Source organism: Shewanella nanhaiensis (genome assembly GCF_019457885.1).
GTDB lineage: Bacteria > Pseudomonadota > Gammaproteobacteria > Enterobacterales > Shewanellaceae > Shewanella > Shewanella nanhaiensis.
In genome coordinates, this window is the sequence record NZ_JAHZST010000007.1 from 178,271 (window position 1) to 200,372 (window position 22,102).

Consider the following 22,102-nt stretch of genomic DNA (forward strand, 5'->3'; position numbering starts at 1 on the left):
CCAAAGTTTCTATCGCAAAAGGAAACTATTGGATGCTAAACACCTGCTCAAGCCCTCCTATTCAAGTTAGTTCAGTTGATTAAACTTTAAAAGCAAGTGTTTGCAAGAGGAATGCCCAACTTAGAAACACAGAAGTAAGGTTAGAATAAAAAGGGGTTAAATTTCATTACCTCTGTCATATTTATACCAATTTAGTAGTACGCGTCTGATTTTGTGATAATCACTGAACTATTCCCATGACTTTTTAGATACCGATCACACCTTTGCCGAATCAAGATTGGTACTTTAGTTACCAGAAATGATAATAACTTTAAATATTTAAGCATAAAGGTGAATTTATGGCTGCTAAATTTTTTATCCCATCTGTTAATGTTTTAGGACAAAATGCCGTCGATGAAGCTATCGGTGATATTAAAACTCTGGGCTTTAAACATGCATTAATCGTAACCGATAAGCCTTTAGTTGAGATAGGACTAGTTGGCCAAGTTGCAGAGAAATTAGGAGTAGCAGGGATACTCTCCACAGTCTTTGACGGCGTTCAACCTAACCCTACTGTAGGCAACGTTGAAGCTGGATTGGCTCTGCTCAATGCCAACGAATGTGACTTTGTGGTATCACTGGGAGGCGGCTCTCCCCATGACTGTGCTAAAGGTATCGCACTAGTGGCAACCAATGGTGGCAGCATCAAAGACTATGAGGGCTTAGATGTCTCTGCCAAGCCTCAGCTTCCCCTTGTTGCAATCAACACCACAGCTGGAACGGCAAGTGAAATGACACGTTTCTGCATCATCACAGATGAAGCTAGGCATATTAAAATGGCCATCGTCGATAAACACACCACTCCTATTCTATCCGTTAATGACCCAGAGCTAATGCTAGCCAAGCCAGCAGGCCTCACCGCAGCAACGGGAATGGATGCTTTGACTCACGCAGTCGAAGCCTATGTCTCTATCGCTGCAAACCCAATCACAGATGCCTGTGCAATTAAAGCCATTGAGCTTATTAAAGGTAATTTGGTCGATGCGGTCGATAACGGACAAAATATCGATGCCCGCGATCAGATGGCTTACGCTCAGTTCCTCGCTGGAATGGCATTTAATAATGCAAGCCTAGGGTATGTGCACGCAATGGCCCATCAGCTTGGTGGCTTCTATGATCTACCACATGGGGTATGTAACGCCCTGTTACTGCCACATGTTCAAGAGTATAACGCTCAAGTCAGCTCGGCTCGTTTAAAAGATGTGGCTAAAGCGATGGGCGTTGATGTCGCAAGCATGAGTGATGAGCAGGGTGCAGCCGCTGCCATAGAAGCAATAAAATCACTCTCAGCTGCAGTTAAGATCCCAGAAAATCTCACTAAGTTAGGGGTTAAGGCGGAAGATATCCCAACCCTTGCAGAAAATGCCCTTAAGGATGCTTGTGGCTTAACCAACCCTAAACAGGCAAGCCATGAGGAGATCTGTCAGATCTTCACTAACGCACTCTAGTTGAGTAAAGCTAAATCTGTCTTACTTATTGGCAGGAGCTAATTTAGCAGTGACTTATACCTGTTTTTACAACAATTGTAAAAATAGGTACTAAAAAATAGGTAAAGAACAGATAAATCACTAGCACAAAATGATACATCTGTTGTAAGCTGGTTTAGTTCGCTTTTTCCCTGCAAAGAATTAGCACACTAAAAAGCCCAAGATTATTTGATAATCTTGGGCTTTTTTTTATGCTCAAAAACTCCAGACACAAAAAAGGCCGCCCGTGGGCAGCCTTAATTTTATATTCTAGAAAAATCTAGATTAAGCAGGAACTACGTTAGCTGCTTGTAGGCCTTTTTGACCTTGTTCAACTTCAAAAGTTACCTTCTGACCTTCTGCAAGAGTCTTGAAACCATCAGAAGCGATAGCACGGAAGTGAACGAATACGTCAGCGCCGCCATTCTCTTGAGAGATAAAGCCGAAACCTTTCTCTTCGTTAAACCATTTTACAGTACCAGTAGTTGAATTAGACATTTTGTGTCCCTTATATAAATTCATTAAAAAGTATCGCGAAAGTGCGATGTGCTAAGAAGCTGAATTATTAAGTATTACGATGAAGCTAAGGGAAACACACTACCGAGACAAACTTGCGAAGATCTAACTGAGGGTTCTACTTTTACTTAATTCTTATCTTTAATAACTCTTCCAACAGAGCGGTGGTGATAATATCATGAATTTAGAATTTGTAAACACTAATACCAATCAGTATAAGAAGTTGATCTACTCAGAGTGTCTTTTAGCAAACTAATTCAAGAGAATGGATGACTAAACGGTTATTCCCTTATGAGTGCAAAAAGAAAGGCTCATCATCTGATGAGCCTTTAGGTTTAAGTAGAACAGCTGCTAAAGCTAATTACTCAACTTTGGCTTTACCTTTAAACTTCTCTCTCATTGTCTGCATCATCACGTAGAATACAGGCACTAGAAGCGTACCGACTATGGTTGCAGCCAACATACCGCCAAACACGGAATAACCCAGTGCACGACGGCTTCCTGCGCCAGCACCTGTGGCGATAACCAAAGGCAACACACCAAGCAGGAAGGAGAATGCTGTCATCAATACTGCACGAAAACGTAGTCTTGCCGCAGTTTCCCCCGCATCGAGAATACTCTTACCCTCCTCTCTTAATTGCTTAGCAAACTCCACAATCAAGATAGCGTTCTTACAGGCAAGTCCTATCAGCAACACTAAACCAATCTGAGCATAAAGGTTCAGATCTGAGCCCACCAACAAGATATTCAAGAAAGCGCCGAGCACCGCAATGGGCACGGCCAGAATTACCGCGAACGGAATTGTCCAACTCTCATATTGCGCCACCAAAAATAGGTAGGTGAATAGGAGTGCTAAACCGAAGATTAACGGAGCTAAGTTACCCGCCTTGATCTCCTGATAGGTTTGTCCCGTCCACTCAAATGTATACCCTGTAGGCAGGGTCTCATTCGCTGCCCGCTCCATCGCAGTGATGGCATCACCTGAACTGAATCCAGGAGCAGGGAAACCATTAATCGTCGTGGAGTTGAACATATTGTAGGAGTTCATCACATCCGGTCCTAGGATAGGCGTGACTTTAACTAAGGTGCTCAGGGGTACCATCTCACCCGTATTGGAGCGAACATAAAAGCGAGAGATATCCTGATCTGAATTACGAAACTCCCCTTCCGCCTGCAAAATCACCCTAAACACTTTACCGAAACGGTTGAAGTCATTCACATACATAGAGCCCAACATGGTCTGCATGGTTGTGAAGATCTCATTAAGCGATATGCCAAGCGCCTTAGCCTTATCCCTGTCGACATCCACATACATCTGTGGGACATCGGCGCGGAAATTACTGAACGCCATGGCGATTTCAGGTTGACTATTAGCCTTCATTATCAAGGCGCGCATCACAGATGCCAGCTCTTGTGGTGTCCGCCCTTGAGTGTCTTGCAGTACAAACTCAAAACCACCAACGCTTCCCACTCCAGGAATGGGTGGTAGCGAGAATGCCATAGCCTTCACAGATGGGTTAGCTGCGTATTTAGCCTGCAACTTAGCCACAATGGCTGACTCCACCATATCTGGGGTATCGCGCTCATCCCAAGTGGAAAGGGAAACGATCATCAAGCCGCCATTTGAAGCAACTGAGCCAGTCAAAATACTAAAGCCACTTGCATGGATCACATTCTCAACACCAGGCTCTGCTAACGTCAGCTCCACCAGTTCCTTCATCACCTCTTCGGTTCGGTTCAATGAAGCGCCGTCAGGTAGTTGGATATCCACCATAAAGGCTTTCTTATCCTCCATTGGCACAAAGCCAGATGGTAATATCTTCGCCACGCCTCCTGTCACCGCAATCAAACAGACATACACGACTAAAACCAAAGAGAGCTTACGGGTGAGTGATGAAACCAGTCCCATATACTTACCGGTCACACGTTCAAAGTACTTATTAAATGTGGCGTGGAAGCCTTTAGTATGTTGCTTAGGTGGTCGTAGTAGCGATGCACAAAGCGCTGGGCTCAATGTCAATGCGTTGATAGACGAGATCAGTACAGAGATACAGATAGTCACAGAGAACTGTGCATACATCTGACCTGTGATCCCAGGCATAACCGCTGTAGGAGCAAACACCGCCAGTAGCACTAAGGTGGTCGCAATAACGGGACCTGTCACCTCCTTCATCGCTTTAGAGGTCGCTTCTTTTGGTGACAAGCCCTCATCTTGCATTAGGCGTGTTACGTTCTCCACCACCACAATCGCATCATCGACCACAATACCGATAGCTAAGATCAGTGCGAACAGTGAAACCGTATTGATACTCATCCCAAAGGCCAACAAGAAGGCAAACGTACCAATCAGAGAGACAGGAATTGCAATTGCAGGAATCAAGGTAGAGCGGACATCCTGCAGGAAGATAAACACCACAAAAACCACGAGTGCTATCGAGATAAATAGAGTTTGCACCACCTCATTAATCGAAGTTTCAACAAACTCTGTGGTGTCATATAGCACCTCATAGTCGAGATCATTCGGAAAACGCTCAGACAGTTTCGCCATCTCAGCTTTAACCGCTTTACCCACATCCAATGCATTGGCATCTGGAGATTGATAAATAGCGATAATCGCCGACGGTTTATTATTTAGCTTACCCTGAGCATCATAAGTTTGTGAGCCCAGCTCTACGCGCGCAACATCTCCAACGATCACCTTAGAGCCATCATTATTAGCGCGGATCATCACATTTCTGAACTCTTTAGGGTCTTTCAAGCGCCCTTTCGTCTGCAACGTGTATTGAAACTGCTGATCAGGATCCACAGGTGCCGCGCCAATACGTCCAGCAGCAACCTGAATGTTCTGCTCTTGCAGAGCGCCAATCACATCTTTCGCCGTCACCCCAAGACTTGCCATCTTATTCGGGTCTAGCCAGATCCGAATCGCATAGTCGAGGGCACCAATCACCTGCACCTTCGACACACCATTTTGACGCGCTAAGGCATCGGTGACATTCAAACCCGCATAGTTGGTAATAAACAGAGAATCGAAGGTCTCCTTTGGTGAAACCAAGTTCACCACCATCAAGATATTCGCGCTCTGTTTCTCTACGTTAACCCCTTGACGTTTGACCTCTTCAGGCAGCCTTGGCATCGCCTGCTGAACTCGGTTTTGTACTTTTACCTGAGCCATATCAGGATCAGTGCCCACCTCAAAGGTGACACTCAAAGAGTAGCTGCCATCATTGGCACTCTTTGACTGCATGTAGAGCATGCCTTCAACACCATTCACCTCAGCTTCAATAGGCTGAGCTATGGTGTCTTTCACTATGTTAGCACTGGCGCCAGAATAGCTAGTAGAGACATTAATCTGCGGCGGTGCGATCTCTGGAAACTCCGCTACCGACAAAATAGGGATAGAGATTAAGCCGACAATGGTCAGCACCGTTGAGATCACAAAGGCAAATTTAGGCCTATTAATAAAAAAATCACTAATCATGATTTAACCCTTTCCTTGAGATATAACTACTTAGGTGCCGTTTGAGACTCTTTAAACGGAATCACTTCCTGCTCAACTGCTTTTACCTGAATACCAGGGCGGATCTTCTGGAGTCCATCAACCACAATACGTTCACCATCTTTAAGGCCGCTCAACACGCGCCAATCGATGCCGAAACGCTCACCTAACTCAACAATACGTTTCTCAACTTCATCTTTATCATTAAGCACCATCACGAAGCGACCTTGTTGATCTTCCTGCACCGATGCTTGAGGAATAAGCAGTGCATTCTCTTTCACTGGCGACTCTATGATTAAGGTGACAAACATGCCTGGTAGCATCAGCTTGTCTTCATTTTTGAAGGTCGCACGAATAGGTAAGGTGCCCGTCGCAGCATCGACACGGTTACTCACAAAATCCACATAGCCTGTTTCTGAGAACATGCTACCATTTGGCAGGCGTAAGCCTATGATGATGTCAGAGATCTCAATCTCTTTCTGCGCCGCTTTGGCAAAGTTCTCACGGGCATTGATCAATGCTCTTTCAGCCACCTGAAAATTAACCCACATAGGCTGTAATTGCACTAAGTTAGCCATCTCAGAGTTAGAGCTGATAATGTCACCAGTACTGACCTTTGAGTTACTGATACGACCTGAGATAGGAGCATAAATTTTGGTATAACTTAATTGAAGCTCAGAGCCCTTAACCGCTGCTTCGGCTTGAACAACACCAGCTGCTGTTGTCAGCTTGCGAGTTGTCAACTCATCCATATCTTGAGCACTTATCATGCCGTCAGGTAGCAAGCGGCGACCACGCTCCCAGTTCATTACCGCCACATCACGAGAAGCTAATGCTTGCTTTAACACAGCTTTGTGTTGCGCAAGTTCAGCTTCAAAGGTAGAGGGGTCAATCTCAAACAAGAGATCCCCTTTATCGATATCATCACCCTCAACAAAAGTACGCTTTAGCAGCTGACCCTGTATTTGAGATTTAATGATCACATCTTCAGAAGCATGGGTACGGCCGACAATTTCAGTCTTAGATTGAATCTCTTCGGTTTTGGCCGTGTTAACGATAACACTCGGCAACATAGCTTGCTTAGGTGCAGGAGCGTCACCACAGGCTGCTAATTGCAATCCTATAATTAACAGAGTGCACCATTTTAATTTTGAAACGGTTTGAGCAGGCATTTAGGCCTCCGATAGATATTGGTAGCATTTGATGATGTCACAAATTATAAGCAGATAAATAAGTTATTAATACCTATTTACATCTTTACCTCATAAAAACAACAGACAGGTATCACCTTTATTAAATGCTTTATTATTTACCAAATAAAACACATAAATAAAAAGCATTGATAACTGACAGAACAATCACTTAGATATACGAAATACTTAAGTGACTTCTAAAGAAATGAATTATCATCAATAATACTAAACAAATAAAATCAGTAAGTATCTGCTTTACTGATAGGTAACAAAGCTCAATAAAATCAGTTTTCATACATGGTCTATTAGTTGTTGCTTTATTAAGCAATAGAAAAGCAATTGGACGGAATTGAGATCTAGAACAAGGTTATCCTTATTTAACTCATGTTAAAAAAGAGTCAGACCAACTCCAAAGAGTCATGACTTAACTGAGTCATTTCCAAAAGATAAGTAAAGGCTAATTAAGAGTTGACCGAACACAAAAGCAGTGCCTATGATGGCATTAGTATCCGCATATAAAGGTAGGTAGCATATGACAGCAATTTCTCATGTTTACAACTATACAGTTCGATGCCCGCACATTAAGGATCCCGCTCACCCAACTACTTGGCAAAATCATGTCGAGTTTAATCAATCATGCGAAATCGGTTTAAACAGATTGACTAAATGGCATGGTCGTTCAGGTCACCGCGTATTTGAAATTGATGGATTTGTTGTTCGTGAAGCCGATACCGAAAGCGCCTACTTCGCCATGCAAACGAACCGCCTCAAGGGTGACGGACACGCCATTGTGACCTTTAAAATCTTTATGGATGACGACACAAAAGACACCTCGGTAGAGGAGATCATGCAATACCTAATCGAAGACTACGGTAAAAAGATTGCTGACGTTTAATCATGAAAAAACTATTAAATCTAACGATTGCATCCGCTTTAATCATGAACCTTTCAGCCTGCGCTGAATTAAAGGAGACAGGCAGAGCAATTGGTCAAGGTACCAAAGAGGTGACAACTGATATAGGCCACGCAACCCGAGATGCGACTAAGGCGATAGGCCATGCTTCCCGAGATGCTGTTAAGTCAGTTAATGACGATCTTAGCAAGAAAGATTGATGCTATTAGGTGATACCGCTCTCTTACTGCGATATCACCTTTAGTACAAGCTAAGCGGCATTTGCCCTTATACCGTGGGGCTTACCCCACAAAGTCCCAAGCCAAGCTCAAACTAGGGTTTGAAACTAAGTTCGAAACAGAAGAGATATAGGGTGAAAATTAACATCAGTCGGCTTTAAGTGAGTTAGACTGCAACTCAAATAGAAAACTTTGATGGGTGACACCTAGAAGTGATAAAATGACCCCGTTAAATTTACCGCACCTCTACGTAAACTAACCGATAAATTTATGGCACTTTCCGTGTCATAAGCTCTTTTCTGTCAACAGATATGAAATAACCATGAATAAGCTAACATTGACCTCTTGCATGGCGGGCAACGCCGATCCTTTTGTTAAAAAGCTAACAGAGTACCTCGCAACTAAGCTGCAACTCCCTATATCATCGGCTCTTGATATCAGTTGGCAAGAGAGAGAACAGAAGTTTGATAATGGCGAGATACAGATCTGTTGGATCTGCGGTTTACCTTACGCTTGGAAAGTCGACAGTGTGGGCAGCGAGATAGAGCTACTGGCCACGCCAGTATTAAAAGCCAGCCGTTACCAAAATAAAGCCGTTTACTACTCAGATATTATGGTCCCTACCCAGAGCCATATTCAAACATTTGACGATCTACAGGGGGCTAGTTGGGCCTATAATGAACCCAACTCACACTCAGGTAGCTACCTGATGCGAAGCCATCTGGCGGCACAGGGGCTAGACAGCCGCTATCTGGGCAGAGTAATTGAATCAGGCGCCCATCAAGAATCGATAAAGATGCTTTTAAATGGCGATGTAGATGCCTCGGCTATCGACAGCTGGGTGTTTGAACTTGAGCTAGCTAACAATCCTTCACTCGCGACAAAACTGCGTGTTATCGAAACGCTCGGTCCAAGCGGCTTCCCACCATTTATCATCTCCAAACGGGTTCCTGAGTATTTACGTCAAGCATTAAGATCGACCATGCTAGCCATGAATAAAGATCCGTTAGGCCGCGAGATCTTGGACTCTGTAAAGATATCCCACTTCACTCAAAATGGGGATAAAGATTACGACTCCATACGTGAGATGGCGAAGTTAGCTCAGCAAGTTGAGTGGAGCCAATAAGCGATAGTGCCAAGGTCAAGTAACCTACTCATCACTGTCCATTACTCTCTGATGATTGAACATCTCTTTGAGCAAAATACAGGTCTGTGCCATTAAAATTAAGGTAAATGGCACAGCCCCTAAAATAGCGATCTGCTTATTCAACTCAATATCGTTTTTTAATAATAGCGCGATTGTGATCGCCACTAAGGTTAAACTCCACATCAATTTAGACCCTAACTGACTGCTGCCAGTCAACATACCACTGACATAGATAGCAGAATCGGCACTGGTGATAACAAAGGTCACCAGCAATAAAATTGCGCTGAAGGTGAGTATTTTTCCGTAGGGGATAGCATCGAAAAAGGTAAACAGGCCATGAGTTACATCATTATTGGTCGCCGTAATTACATCGTCCAAAATGCTCATCTCAAATACACTTCCACCGAAAGCACTGAACCAGACTATAGTGGTCAACGTTGGGACAAATATCGTACACAGCAAGTATTGGCGAACCGTACGGCCTTTGCTGATCCTCGCAATAAATGGACCAACAAAGGGTGCCCAAGCAATCCACCAGACAAAGTAGATGATGCTCCACCCTTCACTCCAGGCCCGAGAATCTGGATCGATAGAAAATGAGAGCGAGGGAAGCAAACTGATATAGCTCACCGTCGAAGTAACCAAGGTTTCAGCAACCGCAAAGGGATCCACAATGCTGACAACGACCAGTAGCATGGCGATAACAAACAGCAAATTAAACAGACTCATCTGCTTAATCCCTCTATCAAGTCCAAGAGTTGATGAGAGCGTGAAGGCTAACGCGATAGCCATAAGCAGGGTTAAGCGAAATATCAAACCAGCAATATCCCAAGGCACAACCTGCTGTAGACCACTTTGCACCAACGCAATGGTGTTAGCTAAAGTCCCCGCGACACCGAAGATAACCGCGATTACGGCTAGAAAATCAAAAAATTGAAACCTTCCTCCCTTGGCTTTCTCGGTAAAACTCGCCGAAATGGTCATAGCTCGTCCGCGATTAAAGGCAAACCAAGCCATCACTAAGCCACTGATGGCATAAACAGCCCAAGCATGCACGCCCCAATGGAAGTAGGTCAGTGCCAGAGCAGTATCTTTGGCATCTTCAACATTTGATGTCAGCGGTGTATCCATCACAAAACTCGGCGGGTGCGCAAAATGCACAATAGGCTCAGCCACCCCCCAAAAGATCAAACCTGAGCCCATACCCGCAGCAAATAGCATGGCGGTCCAGCTGATAAAGCCAAACTCAGGCTTCTCATCCCTCCCCCCTAATCTCACCTTACCAAATGGAGTAAAAGCGATAAGCAGTGACAAAATAACCAAGAGCGAAGGAAACACAATAAAACCCAGTCCATACTCCTTGATTGCATAATCGGAGATACGGGCAGCAAAAGTCACCGCAGTGCTGGGGAACAGTAGAAAAGCGGCGGCCAAAAGCAGACAGGAGATAAAGCCTATCTTCTCTTTATTCATGCGATGTTTTATAGAAGCTGGTGAGGTGTTCAGCTGCTCAGTTTTTCTATTCATAGGATAATCGAATTCATCTACAAAGAGGTCAAAAAGTAAAAATGACAGGGCTTGCTCAAGGTTAATTTCGCTTAGTCATGGCTGCGGAGCAAAAATCACAGCGACTCTACCACACTAAGGCCTACTCCTCTTCGTTTTTTGCTCCAAACCACAAGACTCACTGAATCAGGCAAAACTGTTTCAGTCACAAAAACTCAATCTTACTGACCTCTCTTTGTCATATAAATATCCGACTATCATCGCGTTAAATCCAAGCTCAAAAATAGAACTCAATAATATAAGGGTGATGATAGTGATTAATATGAAAATTGTAGCTGCGCTCGTTTCATGCAGTTTAGTAACTATTACGGCCAATTCAGCCGTACTACCTAGCAATCAAACTGACAGTGAGTGGTTTAAATCCAGTGCACTTAAGGTCACAGAGAAAACTCAACAGGTGAATAAAGAGAAGGCTAAAAATGTCATTCTTTTTGTGGGTGACGGTATGGGGATCTCAACCTTAACCGCTGCTCGCATTTTTCAAGGACAACAGATAGAGGGCAATATGGGTGGCGAGGAAAATTTCCTCAGCTTTGAGCAGTTCCCTCACACTGCGTTAGTGAAGACTTACAACACTAATCAGCAAACACCTGATTCAGCTGGCACCATGACGGCCATGGTTACAGGGGTGAAATCTAAAGCGGGCGTCTTATCTGTCTCTGACACCAGCCTGCGTGCAAACTGCTTGTCATCAAAGGGAAATGAGCTCACGACCTTGGTCGATTTAGCGAATGCCAAAGGCCTCTCCACTGGTGTTGTCAGCACTGCTCGTATCACCCATGCAACCCCGGCAGCCGCTTATTCAAATACACCTGAGCGTGGTTGGGAAGCGGACAGCAACCTACCAGCAGAAGCGATCACCAATGAATGCAAAGATATCGCCTATCAACTGGTAATGCGCGATGAAGACAATGCACTCAATGTTGCGCTTGGTGGTGGACGCCGTAACTTTATTCCTGACACCATCACCGATGGCGAAGATAAAAAAGGTCGACGCAGCGATGGAGTTGACCTAACCAAAAGCTGGACTGATAACTTAAGCAATGCAGCTTATGTATGGGATAAAACGGGTTTTGATGCGATAGATACAGCCTCAACAGATCACCTACTTGGCTTGTTTAACTCCTCTCATATGGAGTATGAAGCTGACAGAATGGATGACACAGCAGGTGAGCCCTCACTCACCGAGATGACCACTAAATCTATCGACATACTGAAAAAGAACGACCAAGGTTACCTATTGATCGTTGAATCTGGACGGATAGATCATGGCCACCACGCAGGTAATGCACACCGCGCCTTGATGGATGCAGTAGAGCTATCAAATGCCGTTCAGGCAGCAATTGACAGTACCGACCCTGAAGAAACTCTCATTATGGTGACCGCAGATCACAGCCATGTGTTTACTATCGCTGGATACCCTAAGCGCGGTAATCCTATCTTAGGCTTAGTGCACAATGTCGATGGCAATCTAGCCACAGCCAAAGATGGTAAACCTTACACCACACTTGGCTATACCAACGGCCCAGGCGCGGTAGTAGGCCTGCGAGATGATCTCTCATCTGTGGATACTCAAGAGAAAAGCTTTAAACAACAAGCGCTAATTCCAATGGGAAGCGAGACCCATGCAGGCGAAGATATTAGCCTGCACGCCACAGGCCCAGGGTCGCACTTAGTTCAAGGTGTCATAGAGCAAAATGTCATCTTTCATATCATCAACCAAGCCCAATCTCTTGGCGGCACTAAATACTAGTCAAACAGTACTCAATTTTGGAGCAAAACAATGAATAAGAAACTACTGGTACTGTCTTTGGCAGCAATCTTAGGCCTGGCAGCATGTGGCAGCGACGGTGATAACGGTGCTAATGGTAACAATGGCACCGACGGAAACGATGGCAGCAATGGAACTGATGGTAAGGACTGGAGCTCAGTTAATGAGTGGTACATCGATGGCCAACGTCGAGTGACTAAAGCGGCTGGATTATCAGTCAACAACGAAGCAGGAGCTGCCAAAAATATCATACTGTTTGTGGGTGACGGAATGGGCGTATCAACGGTAACAGCCGCGCGCATTCTCGAAGGGCAGCTCAAAGGGGAAACCGGCGAGGAGAACTCACTCTCATTTGAAACTCTGCCTCATCTTGGTTTAGCCAAAACCTATAACGTAGATGGACAAACTCCAGACTCAGCTGGCACCATGACGGCCATGGTCACAGGGGTTAAAACCGATGTTGGCGTACTGTCCCAAGCAGAAGGGGTTACCCGAGGCAACTGCGCGTCAACCACAAATCAAAACCTAGTGACCTCCCTTGAATTAGCCGCAATGGCAGGTTTATCTACCGGTGTAGTGTCTACTGCACGTATTACCCATGCAACACCAGCAGCCACTTACGCCCACTCACCTGAACGTAACTGGGAGAGTGATGCAGACTTGCCCGCTGAGGCGGTAACCAATGGCTGTAAAGATATCGCAAGCCAATTACTCGATTTCGACTTTGGTAGCGGCATCAATGTGGTAATGGGTGGCGGACGCCGCGCCTTTATCCCAAACACCTTAACCGATGCAGAGGGGAAAAATGGTAAGCGTTTGGATGGACGAAACCTGACCGATGAGTGGACAGCAAAATACACCAACTCAGCGTATGTCGAAGACAGAGATAGCTTTTTAGCCATCAATCCTGCAACCACAGATCATGCCCTTGGTTTATTCAACTCATCCCATATGGAGTATGACTACGATCGCACAACTCAAGGTGTGACCGGTGAGCCTTCGCTGGCAGAGATGACAGCTAAGAGCATCGATATTTTGAAGAAAAACGATAAGGGCTTTGTGCTGATTATCGAAGCGGGTCGTATCGACCATGCTCACCATGCAGGGAACGCAGCAAGAGCCCTCTATGACACCATAGCCCTCTCTGAAGCCGTACGTGTCGCCATGGAGAAGACCTCAACCAAAGACACGCTACTTATGGTCACAGCCGATCACAGCCATGTGTTTACCATTGCTGGCTACCCAACCAGAGGTAACCCAATACTTGGCCTAGTAAAGGGCAATGACTCTTCAGGCCTGCCAGGTCCAACTAACGCAACCGACAACAATGGCCTGCCATACACCACTGTGGGTTACACCAACGGGCGTGGCTATGCCAACCTAAGCACAGGCGGTGATGAGCGTTATGGCTACCCGGTAGAAGCTGGACGTGTTGACCTGAACTATGTCGATACGCAAAGCGCAGGCTTTCACCAAGAAGCACTTGTTCCGCTATCGAGTGAAACCCATGCAGGTGAAGATGTTGGAATATTTGCAAGTGGTCCAGGCTCTCACCTCATTGAAGGCACGGTTGAGCAGAACCATATCTTCCATGTCATTAATCATGCTGCCAACTTAGTTGTCAAAGCTGAAGCAGCTCAGTAAAGGTCCTGAGGGTCACTCAAAAAATTGAGTGACCTTTATCCAATTAAAGTGGAGTTTTTATGAAGTACTCTTTACTTAGCACAGCTATACTACTTACCGTAAGCCAGAACTGTTTTGCCCATTCAGAGGGTATTGAAGAGGCTGTAAGTAAAAAAGAAGTAAGCAGATTTCAGTGTGCTCAATTAGCGCCAACTAACATCAAGCTCGAGTATGATGTTATCCAATCAGACCGTTTTGGTACGCCAAAGGCTAGCTACTCCATGCGTTTGATTAAAAACCAGCATCAAGTTATCTACCAAACGTCACCACAAACATTCGAAGCTTGGGATAAAAATGGTGAATATATCCGTTATTTTCCCGAGGAGCGCCGCTCTATCACCTACCGTCCAAGTGATCTGCGTTCGCTAAATATCAGTTATGATCTGTTACAACAGTTTCACTTGGTCTCACCTAAATTAAAATCACAGCTAGAGAGGGGGGAAAACACACAAGCCTCCTGCTTCCAGCTTGAGCAATATTCAGGTCAGCAAGGCGGACAAAACCTTAAGCTCAAGTGGATTGCGTCTCTTGCTCTACCCTATCAATTCTCCATCACCCATGACCATGGAAGCGTGCATTACCAACTGCGTGATGCCAGCCCAATGACAAGCGATAAGGCCAACACCATCACACAAGGTTATCATGATCTCGACTTTGCCGATGTGGGCGACAGTGAGTCAGATCCCTTTATCGCTAAGATGATCACCCAAGGTTTTATTCAACACGGCAGTTCAGGGTTTTATGACACTGATGGCAACTCTCTGTCAGATGAAGCTCATCACGGCCACGGGCATTAAAAGTAAAAAGTCTGCAGATGCAGACTTTTCTCTATTAAAACCTAAGGTTAGCGACTATTTAAGATGACGTTTAAGCTCAGTAATGAAGGTGTCAATATCCTCACGACTTACATCAGCATGAGTAACCAAACGAACAGTTGGACTCGGGCTAATGAGTATACCGTTAGCCTTCAACTTAGCTGCAATAGTCTGAACATTGAGCTGAGGCGAAAACTGAACATAGACCATGTTCGTTTGCACTAAGCTAAGATCAACACTCACTTCATCCAGAGCCGCTAACTGCTCTGCAAGATAGGCAGCATTATCGTGATCAATCGCTAAACGCTCAACTTGATCAGTAATCGCTAAACTCGCAGCAGCGGCCAAAACCCCAGCTTGACGCATTCCACCGCCAAGCATTTTACGCCAACGTCTGGCTTTAGCGATAAGTCGCTCATCACCCAATAACAGTGAACCAACTGGCGCACAAAGTCCTTTAGACAAACAGATAGAAACAGAGTCAAAAAATTGAGTCACTTCACTAATCGCAATACTTTGTGCCACGGCAGCATTAGCAACACGGGCTCCGTCTAAGTGAATCTTCAGCTTATTATCAAATGCTAAGGTTTGCGCTTGCGCTAAATACTCTTGAGGAAGCACTTTTCCGCCGATGGTATTTTCTAAGCTCAGCAAACGTGTCTTAGCAAAATGAATATCGTCCGGCTTTATTGCAGCTTTAACCTCTGAAAGCAAAATAGTGCCGTCAGCTTGGTTAGTCAAAGGTTGTGGTTGAATACTGCCAAGTACTGCCGCGCCGCCTCCCTCAAACTTATAGTTATGAGCCTGTTGGCCACACAGATACTCATCACCTCGTTCACAATGGGACATCAGGGCCAATAAATTTGCCTGAGTGCCAGAGGAGGTAAAGAGGGCAGCATCGAAACCATACATTTCGGCAGACATCGCCTCTAGACGATTTACCGACGGATCATCACCATATACATCATCACCGACTTCGGCATTGGCCATCGCCTTACGCATAGCTGGCGTAGGCATAGTCACGGTATCGCTACGAAAATCTATCATAAGCTCACTTCACAAGAGTTAACATCTACGCATACTAACCTTAGATTCGTCACTGTGCCAGTGTTAAAAGCATCTATTGTCACGCTCTTTAAAACCGATTTAAATAAGAGTTAAACTCAAAAAACAGACCAAGCAAACACTTCCAAAAGAAATAAAACTAAAAGATTAGCTAAACTAAAACGGAAAACATAGTTAACCCAGAAAAACAGAGGGATTAAATAAAAACACAATATTAACAAATTATAAAAACTAATGGCAAAATACAAAAAATGTTTGTTTTACTTTTTGCTATTTTAGTGCAAAATCGCCTCTCTTTTTTCGCTATGGCCTCTCTTGATGTTAGAAGTTAAATTTATCAGTCTACTATGGCTTATCGGTATCATTGCCGAAGCCATGACTGGCGCCCTTGCTGCCGGAAAAAAACAGATGGATCTATTTGGTGTGGTCATTATTGGCTGCGCCACAGCAATTGGTGGTGGTACGCTACGCGATATGCTATTAGGAAACTACCCACTCATTTGGGTTGAAAATGTGCACTACTTAATTGCTATCGCCTTTGCATCTCTGCTTACAGTTTTGATAGCACCTGTTATGCGCTATCTCTCTAAAGTGTTTCTAGCCATCGATGCACTTGGGCTAGCCGTGTTCTCCATCATAGGAGCCCAAAAAACACTAATGCTAGGCTTCAGTCCAATTGTTGCGGTGGTCATGGGTGTGGTGACGGGTGTATTCGGTGGTGTGATCCGCGATATTTTGTGCAATCAAGTACCGCTCATCTTTAAAAAAGAGCTCTACGCCTTAGTCGCTCTGTTAACCGCTGCTCTCTATGTCAGCCTTAAGTCTTTTGCTGTAACTGAGTGGATAAACCTTGCTATCTGTCTCTCCTTTGGTTTCAGTTTCAGAATGTTGGCAATTAAGTTTCATTGGGGAATGCCGAAATTTGATTATCAATATGAACATGGCCACGATGGAGCATCACATTAATCTCCACCCATTGTATGTGCTATAAACAAAAAAGGTCGGCAATAGCCGACCTTTTTTGTGTCTGAAAGTGAATCACCTAAGCAAATTATGCAGCTGGTGTTTCCTTCAGGTACAGATCCATTTGTGGATATGGAATACCGATATTTGCTTCATCCAGTGCGATCTTAATCTGCTCTAGCAGTTCAAAGTGCGCAGGCCAGTAATCACTGCCTTTAACCCAAGGACGAACAACAAAGTTAACTGAAGAATCAGCTAATTCAGCGACAGCAATAGTGTAAGCAGGATCTTTTAGAACATACTGATTATTTTCAACTATTTGAGTCAAGATCTTTCTAACATCGGCTAAGTTAGCATCATAAGAGACACCAATGACTAGATCAACACGACGTGTATCCATCGCAGAATAGTTAATTATCGTTCCATCCATCATGGCTGAGTTAGGCGCAATAATAAGCTTGTTATCAGGTGTTAGTAACTTAGTTGAGAAGATAGTGATCTCATTAACGGTTCCGGCAATGCCGGCAGCCTCAACATAATCACCAACGCGGCAAGGACGGAACAGTACCATTAACACGCCAGAAGCAAAGTTAGAGAGTGAACCTTGAAGTGCAAGACCAACGGCTAAACCCGCGGCACCTATTACTGCAACCAAAGAGGCTGTTTGTACACCGATCTGTCCAAGTGTTGCCACAATTGTGAACACGAAGACTAGTGCCCATGCCATGTTCCCCACGAAAGAGACTACAGTTTCATCTATCTTTCTCTTAAGTAGCAACTTACAGGTTATCTTTTTCGCCAGTCCCGATAGATATTTACCGACAATGAAAATAACAATTGCTAAGAGAATTTTCATTCCATATGTCACGACAAGCTCAGGCACTTGCTCGAACAAACCTTCCAAGTTTTCCATTTATTTACTCCCTAAAATGAGCCAAACCAAGTTTGGCTTTATTATTACTAACCCAACAATATTGAAAATTACTGGGTTAATTCAAAACCTATATTATGTAAAAATCGCAACTAAGGCTCAACGAACAGCTCAACTCGTCGATTCATCGCCCTACCCTCTGGAAAGTCATTGCTTGCCACTGGGTGAGTGTCGGCCATGCCCATAACTTGGAAGCGATCAGGATTAAATCCTAAATCATCAACCAAAATCCGTTTTACATTGAGAGCCCGAAGATGAGATAGCGCCACATTACCAGCTTCAGCCCCAACCGAGTCTGTATGCCCAAGCAAACACAAATTAACGTCATGCTCCTGGAGAAAACGCTTTATACGAGTAAACACCTGCCACTGGATAAACATCACCTCAGCCTGAGCAAACTCAAAATTCAGCACTAAAGGCGTAGCTTGCGTACACGTCCGTGGATAAAGCTGCTCATCCAAGGTCGGCAAACAGAGCCTATCAGTATCGACTTGTGCTCCACATCCGTTAGAGCGGACAGTGACTCCGACTTTGGTTTCTGGGCAGGCATCCTTAGCATCTGGAACCCCATCTCCATCACTATCCGTCCAAGTCCATGCCGAAGCAGACAAGCAAAACAGCAACCCAATAGAGAGAATAAAACAGACAACCGCTCGCTTTATCATATTTATCCACCAGCCTAAGCTTTCACTTAACCCTTTAATTCTATATAAGCCCTATATAGCCCATGGAGGTAAATTAGACAATCCGAAGTACAACTTTTACAAACTCCCACTATTTTATAACCTTCTGGCAATTCAGTAAATAGCCAGAACAAAACACTAAAATATAGTTTTAGATTAATAGTTATAAAGTGAGTAGAGCCGCTTGTTAACTTATGCTGCCATCAGCCTGCTACGAACATTGTCATAGCACCAGTTAAATCCGATTGCATAGAAAAAGAAAAATATCAGAAAGCCCGCTTCCATCAACAGCGCTGCACCTAAACTGATATTTAAAAACCAGGCAACCAGTGGCACTGTAATAAAGATAATCCCCCCCTCAAAGCCCAATGTGTGAGCTATTCGCAGCGCCATACCTCTTGAAGCGCGATCACAACCAAACTGCCTATCGAACCAGATATTGTAAAAATAGTTCCAGATAACAGCATATAAGCTGAGACCGATACCAACTATCATCAATGATGACGCATCCTTGCTACTAAACATGGCTGCCAGAGGAACAACAATAGTTAATGCCAAAAGTTCAAACATGATTGCGTGAAATACTCTCTCTTTAGTTTGCATATCTTTAAAGTCCAATAGATAACTTGCAGCCATTATCATCTGAATATATGATGATAAAAAGTTACTTACCATCACCTTTTCTGATATGTCTACTATCGAACAATTAACCTCTTTCATTACCACTGTTGAGTCAGGATCTTTTTCAGCAGCAGCACGTAAGCTGGGTAAGGTGCAATCAGCGGTAAGTCAAAACATAATGAACATGGAGATAGATACGGGTCTTGTGCTTTTTGACAGAAGTGGTCGCTATCCAGTGCTAACAGCTAAAGGCGAGAAACTACTGCCACAGGCTAAAGCCGTTATCGCTCAGCATCGCCGTCTTACTCAGCAAGTCTGCGCATTAGAATCGGAAGAGTCGAAAAAACTCACCTTAGCTATCGATGAAGGGATCCCCTATGCCCACCTTATCGAACTGCTCCCGCAACTTGAGCAAAACCATCCAGAGTTGGAGTTGGAGTTTCTCTGCGCTTCAAGTCAGGATGTGATCCAACTCGTCTTAGATAAAAGAGCCACCACAGGCCTGGTATTTAGCGACAACCTATACCCGGAGTCGATTGACTTCGAAACCTTGGGCACTGTAGAGTTCGAGCTTCTGGTCAGCCCCAAACACGCTTTAGCTCAAACGGATTCCCCCCATACGGATATGTTGAAGCTTCATCGACAACTTGTCATAAGCTCTAAAGGCTCGAAAACCACCTGGTTCAATCAGGCTCATTCACCGGATGTATGGCACGCTGATAACTACTATGTACTGTTGGAGCTAGCTAAATCGGGATTTGGCTGGACTTTACTTCCGCTTCACCTAGCAAAAGAGGCATTGGAGGCAAATACCCTTTGCCGAGTACCAGTTCAATTTGAGCAGCTGGGATGGCAAGCAAATGTGGATGTGATACAAGAAAACTCAATGACTTCCGAAGCCAACCACACCCTACGAGCTCTTCTACGTAGACTACTTAAGCAGTAAATAACTAAGTATCAATCGCAGCTTTAATGTAAAGCTGCGACTTTCATATGTGCTAAGCAGTATGATTGATTAAGAGTTAAGAGATGAGGCTTGTGCATACCAGTTTGACCACACAGTCTTTTCTGGCAGCTCAGCCTGTGATTGCATCCCTTCAAGAAGTCGAAGCAGTAATTCCCTGTCTTTGGCAACCGAAGAGTAGAAAAGAGGATCGTAAAAACAGCGTCGCTGCACAAGATCCAGCTGAGTATCAAACCCCAAATCAACGCCCTGTATGCACAGATCTCTTGCGCGCCGATTAAGCTCAGTCACATCGCTGTCGGCCAGCAGGTGAGCTACCGGACCCAAGAGTAAAATAAGCGACATCCGACCCGGTGGTGTTTTCTGCCAATCATTAAGCTTCCCCTGTTTCGCGTCAGTTAATAACGCCTCCCAATGGGACTGAGTTTGGTTCGAAAGGGAACTCCTAACGACCCCCTCACCCTTGTTATATTCACTAAACCACTGAGTTATAAATTGCTCCACAAGGCCACCATCTACTTTATTTTTATGTAAATAATTGACCGTGAGAATATCACCCAATGCAAGACACTAGATGCTCGACTTTAGTCTATATACCCAAACAACTTCAAGATACAGGATTCAGCATGTCGAGAAGTGACAGAGTTCAAGGCATGAAATAGTAGGACTAGTTATTCTAATTCAATATTTCATAACACAGAAAAATGTTGCTTCTCGCCATGCCCTTCGGGAGTTCCCGTAGAATCGCTGCACTGCGTTAGTGATATCAACAAGGGAATAACCATTATCCTCAATCACTGCCTTGTTCAGCTATCCTACGGGAGCTCTGAAACGAGCATCTTGAGGTAGCTTGGGTATATACAGCCCAGCTCACACGACTAAGATCAAAATATGAGATCAAAAAAGCGACCATAATGCTCGCCTTTTTAAAAACTTTAATTTAGCTAGTCGCTATTTAGCCTCTGGCTTTGGAGGGTAATTCATTAACATGGCAGCGATTGCCTGATTAACCACCTCAATGCGCTCCTCTGGAGTATTTTTATCGCGGATAGTATCGGCAACAGAACCTCTCCAGATAAGTTTTCCAGACTCCCTATCAACCATATCTAAGATCAATGTACCCACTTCATATTCACGAACTGTAGTTTGGGTATGCATAGAGCCACTCATGCCCCAGCGAGGACCGTAATATGGGTTATAACCATAGTTGGTATTGAAAGTATCAACATTGATCTTCTTATCGACTTTAGTCAGGTAGTTAACCAACACATCAGCTGTAGTAGGATCGGTCAACTTAACACCTTTAAGCGACAACTGACTGTCAACAGCACTACGAACACGCTGATCCATTAACCCATCTAAGTGATAACTGCCATCTTGCGTCTTCTTCTCTACCCAAGCGTAGGTTTTGACATCACTGAAATTAGCCGCAGGATCATAATCTGAACTTGTTTTCATTGAGCTACACGCGCTAAGCGCACAGAGTGATAGTGCAGCCAAAACTACTTTAACTTGTTTCACATTAACCCCGTCGAATCCTAAAACTTACCGTGTATTATTCCTATCAGCTTACATAGCAATTTTATGTTCTACAACCAAATTTTCTGCTTCTAACAGCTTCCATACAGCTTGACTTACCCACCAATACAAATGATAATGATTATCAGTTGGGACTTGAGAGGATCTATTATGTTATGGTTTGTAGCAGCATTTATTATTGCTAGCGGAATTTTCAAGTTTGCTCCGGCAAACGTCACTAGTCAAACCATTGCAAAATCAAGTAAAGATGGCTTAGGCCACATCAGTTTATCTGTACTGCCCATAGTGATCCTGACCTGGCTACTCATTACTATTTTTCAGGGAGAGGGTAATAGTTTTGGAGCAGCCTCCTTTGGGTTTATTGTCACAGCTTGCTCTATTGCACTTCCTAGAATGCACAAGTTCATCATTCCCTGTGCACTACTGACAAGTATCTCACTGATAATAGGTGTTCTACATTCCTAAAAGTTTACTTCAGGATAATAGAGCACTCTAAAAATAACAGCGCTA

Annotated in this window: 20 protein-coding genes; 10 read left to right on the forward strand and 10 right to left on the reverse strand. The window is 44.3% G+C overall.

Going from position 1 to position 22,102, the window contains the following annotated elements; translation table 11 throughout:
- The first annotated feature begins 338 nt into the window (after window positions 1-338).
- Window positions 339-1,487 carry an L-threonine dehydrogenase gene (gene yiaY / locus K0625_RS11910; RefSeq protein WP_220109900.1) on the forward strand — a complete coding sequence of 383 codons (1,149 nt, stop codon included), beginning with the start codon at window positions 339-341 and terminating at the stop codon, window positions 1,485-1,487.
- A gap of 303 nt (window positions 1,488-1,790) precedes the next feature.
- Here the strand turns inward: yiaY and cspE are convergent, their stop codons facing one another.
- The 3 genes from cspE to K0625_RS11925 form a co-directional block, all read right to left on the reverse strand.
- The gene (gene cspE, locus K0625_RS11915) at window positions 1,791-2,003 is read right to left on the reverse strand and encodes a transcription antiterminator/RNA stability regulator CspE (RefSeq protein WP_220109901.1); all 213 of its coding nucleotides are present in this window, start codon (window positions 2,001-2,003) and stop codon (window positions 1,791-1,793) included.
- A 379-nt stretch (window positions 2,004-2,382) separates the two neighbouring features.
- The gene (locus K0625_RS11920; RefSeq protein WP_220109902.1) at window positions 2,383-5,502 is read right to left on the reverse strand and encodes an efflux RND transporter permease subunit; all 3,120 of its coding nucleotides are present in this window, start codon (window positions 5,500-5,502) and stop codon (window positions 2,383-2,385) included.
- 26 nt (window positions 5,503-5,528) lie between these two features.
- On the reverse strand, window positions 5,529-6,692 hold the full coding sequence (locus tag K0625_RS11925) for an efflux RND transporter periplasmic adaptor subunit (protein WP_220109903.1): 1,164 nt from the start codon (window positions 6,690-6,692) through the stop codon (window positions 5,529-5,531).
- 553 nt (window positions 6,693-7,245) lie between these two features.
- On the opposite strand from K0625_RS11925, the gene K0625_RS11930 reads away from it, so the two are divergent.
- From K0625_RS11930 to K0625_RS11940, 3 genes are all read left to right on the forward strand, one after another.
- Window positions 7,246-7,608 carry a cytoplasmic protein gene (locus K0625_RS11930; protein ID WP_220109904.1) on the forward strand — a complete coding sequence of 121 codons (363 nt, stop codon included), beginning with the start codon at window positions 7,246-7,248 and terminating at the stop codon, window positions 7,606-7,608.
- A 2-nt stretch (window positions 7,609-7,610) separates the two neighbouring features.
- Complete coding sequence (locus K0625_RS11935) at window positions 7,611-7,826, forward strand: hypothetical protein (RefSeq protein ID WP_220109905.1); 216 nt, start codon at window positions 7,611-7,613, stop codon at window positions 7,824-7,826.
- A gap of 340 nt (window positions 7,827-8,166) precedes the next feature.
- Window positions 8,167-8,970 carry a phosphate/phosphite/phosphonate ABC transporter substrate-binding protein gene (locus tag K0625_RS11940; protein WP_220109906.1) on the forward strand — a complete coding sequence of 268 codons (804 nt, stop codon included), beginning with the start codon at window positions 8,167-8,169 and terminating at the stop codon, window positions 8,968-8,970.
- Window positions 8,971-8,994: 24 nt separating this feature from the next.
- Here the strand turns inward: K0625_RS11940 and K0625_RS11945 are convergent, their stop codons facing one another.
- Window positions 8,995-10,518 carry a BCCT family transporter gene (locus tag K0625_RS11945; RefSeq protein WP_220109907.1) on the reverse strand — a complete coding sequence of 508 codons (1,524 nt, stop codon included), beginning with the start codon at window positions 10,516-10,518 and terminating at the stop codon, window positions 8,995-8,997.
- A gap of 286 nt (window positions 10,519-10,804) precedes the next feature.
- On the opposite strand from K0625_RS11945, the gene K0625_RS11950 reads away from it, so the two are divergent.
- Genes K0625_RS11950 through K0625_RS11960 form a run of 3 tightly spaced genes read left to right on the forward strand, consistent with a single transcriptional unit; the run spans window position 10,805 to window position 14,808 of the window.
- The gene (locus K0625_RS11950) at window positions 10,805-12,310 is read left to right on the forward strand and encodes an alkaline phosphatase (protein ID WP_220109908.1); all 1,506 of its coding nucleotides are present in this window, start codon (window positions 10,805-10,807) and stop codon (window positions 12,308-12,310) included.
- A 30-nt stretch (window positions 12,311-12,340) separates the two neighbouring features.
- On the forward strand, window positions 12,341-13,972 hold the full coding sequence (locus K0625_RS11955; RefSeq protein ID WP_220109909.1) for an alkaline phosphatase family protein: 1,632 nt from the start codon (window positions 12,341-12,343) through the stop codon (window positions 13,970-13,972).
- A 59-nt stretch (window positions 13,973-14,031) separates the two neighbouring features.
- Window positions 14,032-14,808, forward strand: a complete 777-nt coding sequence (locus K0625_RS11960) for a hypothetical protein (protein ID WP_220109910.1) — start codon at window positions 14,032-14,034, stop codon at window positions 14,806-14,808.
- A 54-nt stretch (window positions 14,809-14,862) separates the two neighbouring features.
- Here K0625_RS11960 and ltaE read toward each other — a convergent pair whose 3' ends face one another.
- Entirely contained in the window at window positions 14,863-15,873 is a 1,011-nt protein-coding gene (gene ltaE, locus K0625_RS11965; RefSeq protein WP_220109911.1) for a low-specificity L-threonine aldolase, read from the reverse strand.
- Window positions 15,874-16,209: 336 nt separating this feature from the next.
- Here ltaE and K0625_RS11970 point away from each other — a divergent pair, with 336 nt between their 5' ends.
- Window positions 16,210-16,857, forward strand: a complete 648-nt coding sequence (locus tag K0625_RS11970) for a trimeric intracellular cation channel family protein (protein ID WP_220109912.1) — start codon at window positions 16,210-16,212, stop codon at window positions 16,855-16,857.
- 85 nt (window positions 16,858-16,942) lie between these two features.
- On the opposite strand, the gene K0625_RS11975 is transcribed toward K0625_RS11970, so the two are convergent.
- The 3 genes from K0625_RS11975 to K0625_RS11985 form a co-directional block, all read right to left on the reverse strand.
- On the reverse strand, window positions 16,943-17,767 hold the full coding sequence (locus K0625_RS11975; RefSeq protein ID WP_220109913.1) for a mechanosensitive ion channel family protein: 825 nt from the start codon (window positions 17,765-17,767) through the stop codon (window positions 16,943-16,945).
- A gap of 110 nt (window positions 17,768-17,877) precedes the next feature.
- Window positions 17,878-18,450 (reverse strand): OmpA family protein, encoded by a 573-nt coding sequence (locus K0625_RS11980; protein ID WP_220109914.1) that lies wholly within the window; start codon window positions 18,448-18,450, stop codon window positions 17,878-17,880.
- 210 nt (window positions 18,451-18,660) lie between these two features.
- On the reverse strand, window positions 18,661-19,071 hold the full coding sequence (locus K0625_RS11985) for a PACE efflux transporter (RefSeq protein WP_220109985.1): 411 nt from the start codon (window positions 19,069-19,071) through the stop codon (window positions 18,661-18,663).
- A gap of 85 nt (window positions 19,072-19,156) precedes the next feature.
- Between K0625_RS11985 and K0625_RS11990 the strand changes: the two genes are divergently transcribed.
- Window positions 19,157-20,035 carry a LysR family transcriptional regulator gene (locus tag K0625_RS11990; protein ID WP_220109915.1) on the forward strand — a complete coding sequence of 293 codons (879 nt, stop codon included), beginning with the start codon at window positions 19,157-19,159 and terminating at the stop codon, window positions 20,033-20,035.
- A gap of 69 nt (window positions 20,036-20,104) precedes the next feature.
- Here the strand turns inward: K0625_RS11990 and K0625_RS11995 are convergent, their stop codons facing one another.
- Together K0625_RS11995 and K0625_RS12000 are read right to left on the reverse strand one after the other, a co-directional pair.
- Entirely contained in the window at window positions 20,105-20,557 is a 453-nt protein-coding gene (locus K0625_RS11995; protein ID WP_220109916.1) for a DUF924 family protein, read from the reverse strand.
- Window positions 20,558-21,004: 447 nt separating this feature from the next.
- Window positions 21,005-21,574 carry a DUF4136 domain-containing protein gene (locus K0625_RS12000; protein ID WP_220109917.1) on the reverse strand — a complete coding sequence of 190 codons (570 nt, stop codon included), beginning with the start codon at window positions 21,572-21,574 and terminating at the stop codon, window positions 21,005-21,007.
- A 168-nt stretch (window positions 21,575-21,742) separates the two neighbouring features.
- Between K0625_RS12000 and K0625_RS12005 the strand changes: the two genes are divergently transcribed.
- Window positions 21,743-22,057 carry a hypothetical protein gene (locus K0625_RS12005; RefSeq protein WP_220109918.1) on the forward strand — a complete coding sequence of 105 codons (315 nt, stop codon included), beginning with the start codon at window positions 21,743-21,745 and terminating at the stop codon, window positions 22,055-22,057.
- Window positions 22,058-22,102: the final 45 nt, after the last annotated feature.

Excerpts from the sequence above, each read along its gene's own strand:
- K0625_RS11945 (WP_220109907.1), bottom strand. The coding sequence starts at position 10,518 with ATGAATAGAAAAACTGAGCAGCTGAACACCTCACCAGCTTCTATAAAA.
- K0625_RS11940 (WP_220109906.1), top strand. The coding sequence starts at position 8,167 with ATGAATAAGCTAACATTGACCTCTTGCATGGCGGGCAACGCCGATCCT.
- K0625_RS11935 (WP_220109905.1), top strand. The coding sequence starts at position 7,611 with ATGAAAAAACTATTAAATCTAACGATTGCATCCGCTTTAATCATGAAC.
- K0625_RS11955 (WP_220109909.1), top strand. The coding sequence starts at position 12,341 with ATGAATAAGAAACTACTGGTACTGTCTTTGGCAGCAATCTTAGGCCTG.
- K0625_RS12005 (WP_220109918.1), top strand. The coding sequence starts at position 21,743 with ATGTTATGGTTTGTAGCAGCATTTATTATTGCTAGCGGAATTTTCAAG.
- K0625_RS11980 (WP_220109914.1), bottom strand. The coding sequence starts at position 18,450 with ATGATAAAGCGAGCGGTTGTCTGTTTTATTCTCTCTATTGGGTTGCTG.
- K0625_RS11990 (WP_220109915.1), top strand. The coding sequence starts at position 19,157 with ATGTCTACTATCGAACAATTAACCTCTTTCATTACCACTGTTGAGTCA.
- cspE (WP_220109901.1), bottom strand. The coding sequence starts at position 2,003 with ATGTCTAATTCAACTACTGGTACTGTAAAATGGTTTAACGAAGAGAAA.
- K0625_RS11920 (WP_220109902.1), bottom strand. The coding sequence starts at position 5,502 with ATGATTAGTGATTTTTTTATTAATAGGCCTAAATTTGCCTTTGTGATC.
- K0625_RS11975 (WP_220109913.1), bottom strand. The coding sequence starts at position 17,767 with ATGGAAAACTTGGAAGGTTTGTTCGAGCAAGTGCCTGAGCTTGTCGTG.
- K0625_RS11985 (WP_220109985.1), bottom strand. The coding sequence starts at position 19,071 with ATGCAAACTAAAGAGAGAGTATTTCACGCAATCATGTTTGAACTTTTG.
- K0625_RS11950 (WP_220109908.1), top strand. The coding sequence starts at position 10,805 with ATGATAGTGATTAATATGAAAATTGTAGCTGCGCTCGTTTCATGCAGT.
- K0625_RS11930 (WP_220109904.1), top strand. The coding sequence starts at position 7,246 with ATGACAGCAATTTCTCATGTTTACAACTATACAGTTCGATGCCCGCAC.
- yiaY (WP_220109900.1), top strand. The coding sequence starts at position 339 with ATGGCTGCTAAATTTTTTATCCCATCTGTTAATGTTTTAGGACAAAAT.
- ltaE (WP_220109911.1), bottom strand. The coding sequence starts at position 15,873 with ATGATAGATTTTCGTAGCGATACCGTGACTATGCCTACGCCAGCTATG.
- K0625_RS11925 (WP_220109903.1), bottom strand. The coding sequence starts at position 6,692 with ATGCCTGCTCAAACCGTTTCAAAATTAAAATGGTGCACTCTGTTAATT.
- K0625_RS11970 (WP_220109912.1), top strand. The coding sequence starts at position 16,210 with ATGTTAGAAGTTAAATTTATCAGTCTACTATGGCTTATCGGTATCATT.
- K0625_RS11960 (WP_220109910.1), top strand. The coding sequence starts at position 14,032 with ATGAAGTACTCTTTACTTAGCACAGCTATACTACTTACCGTAAGCCAG.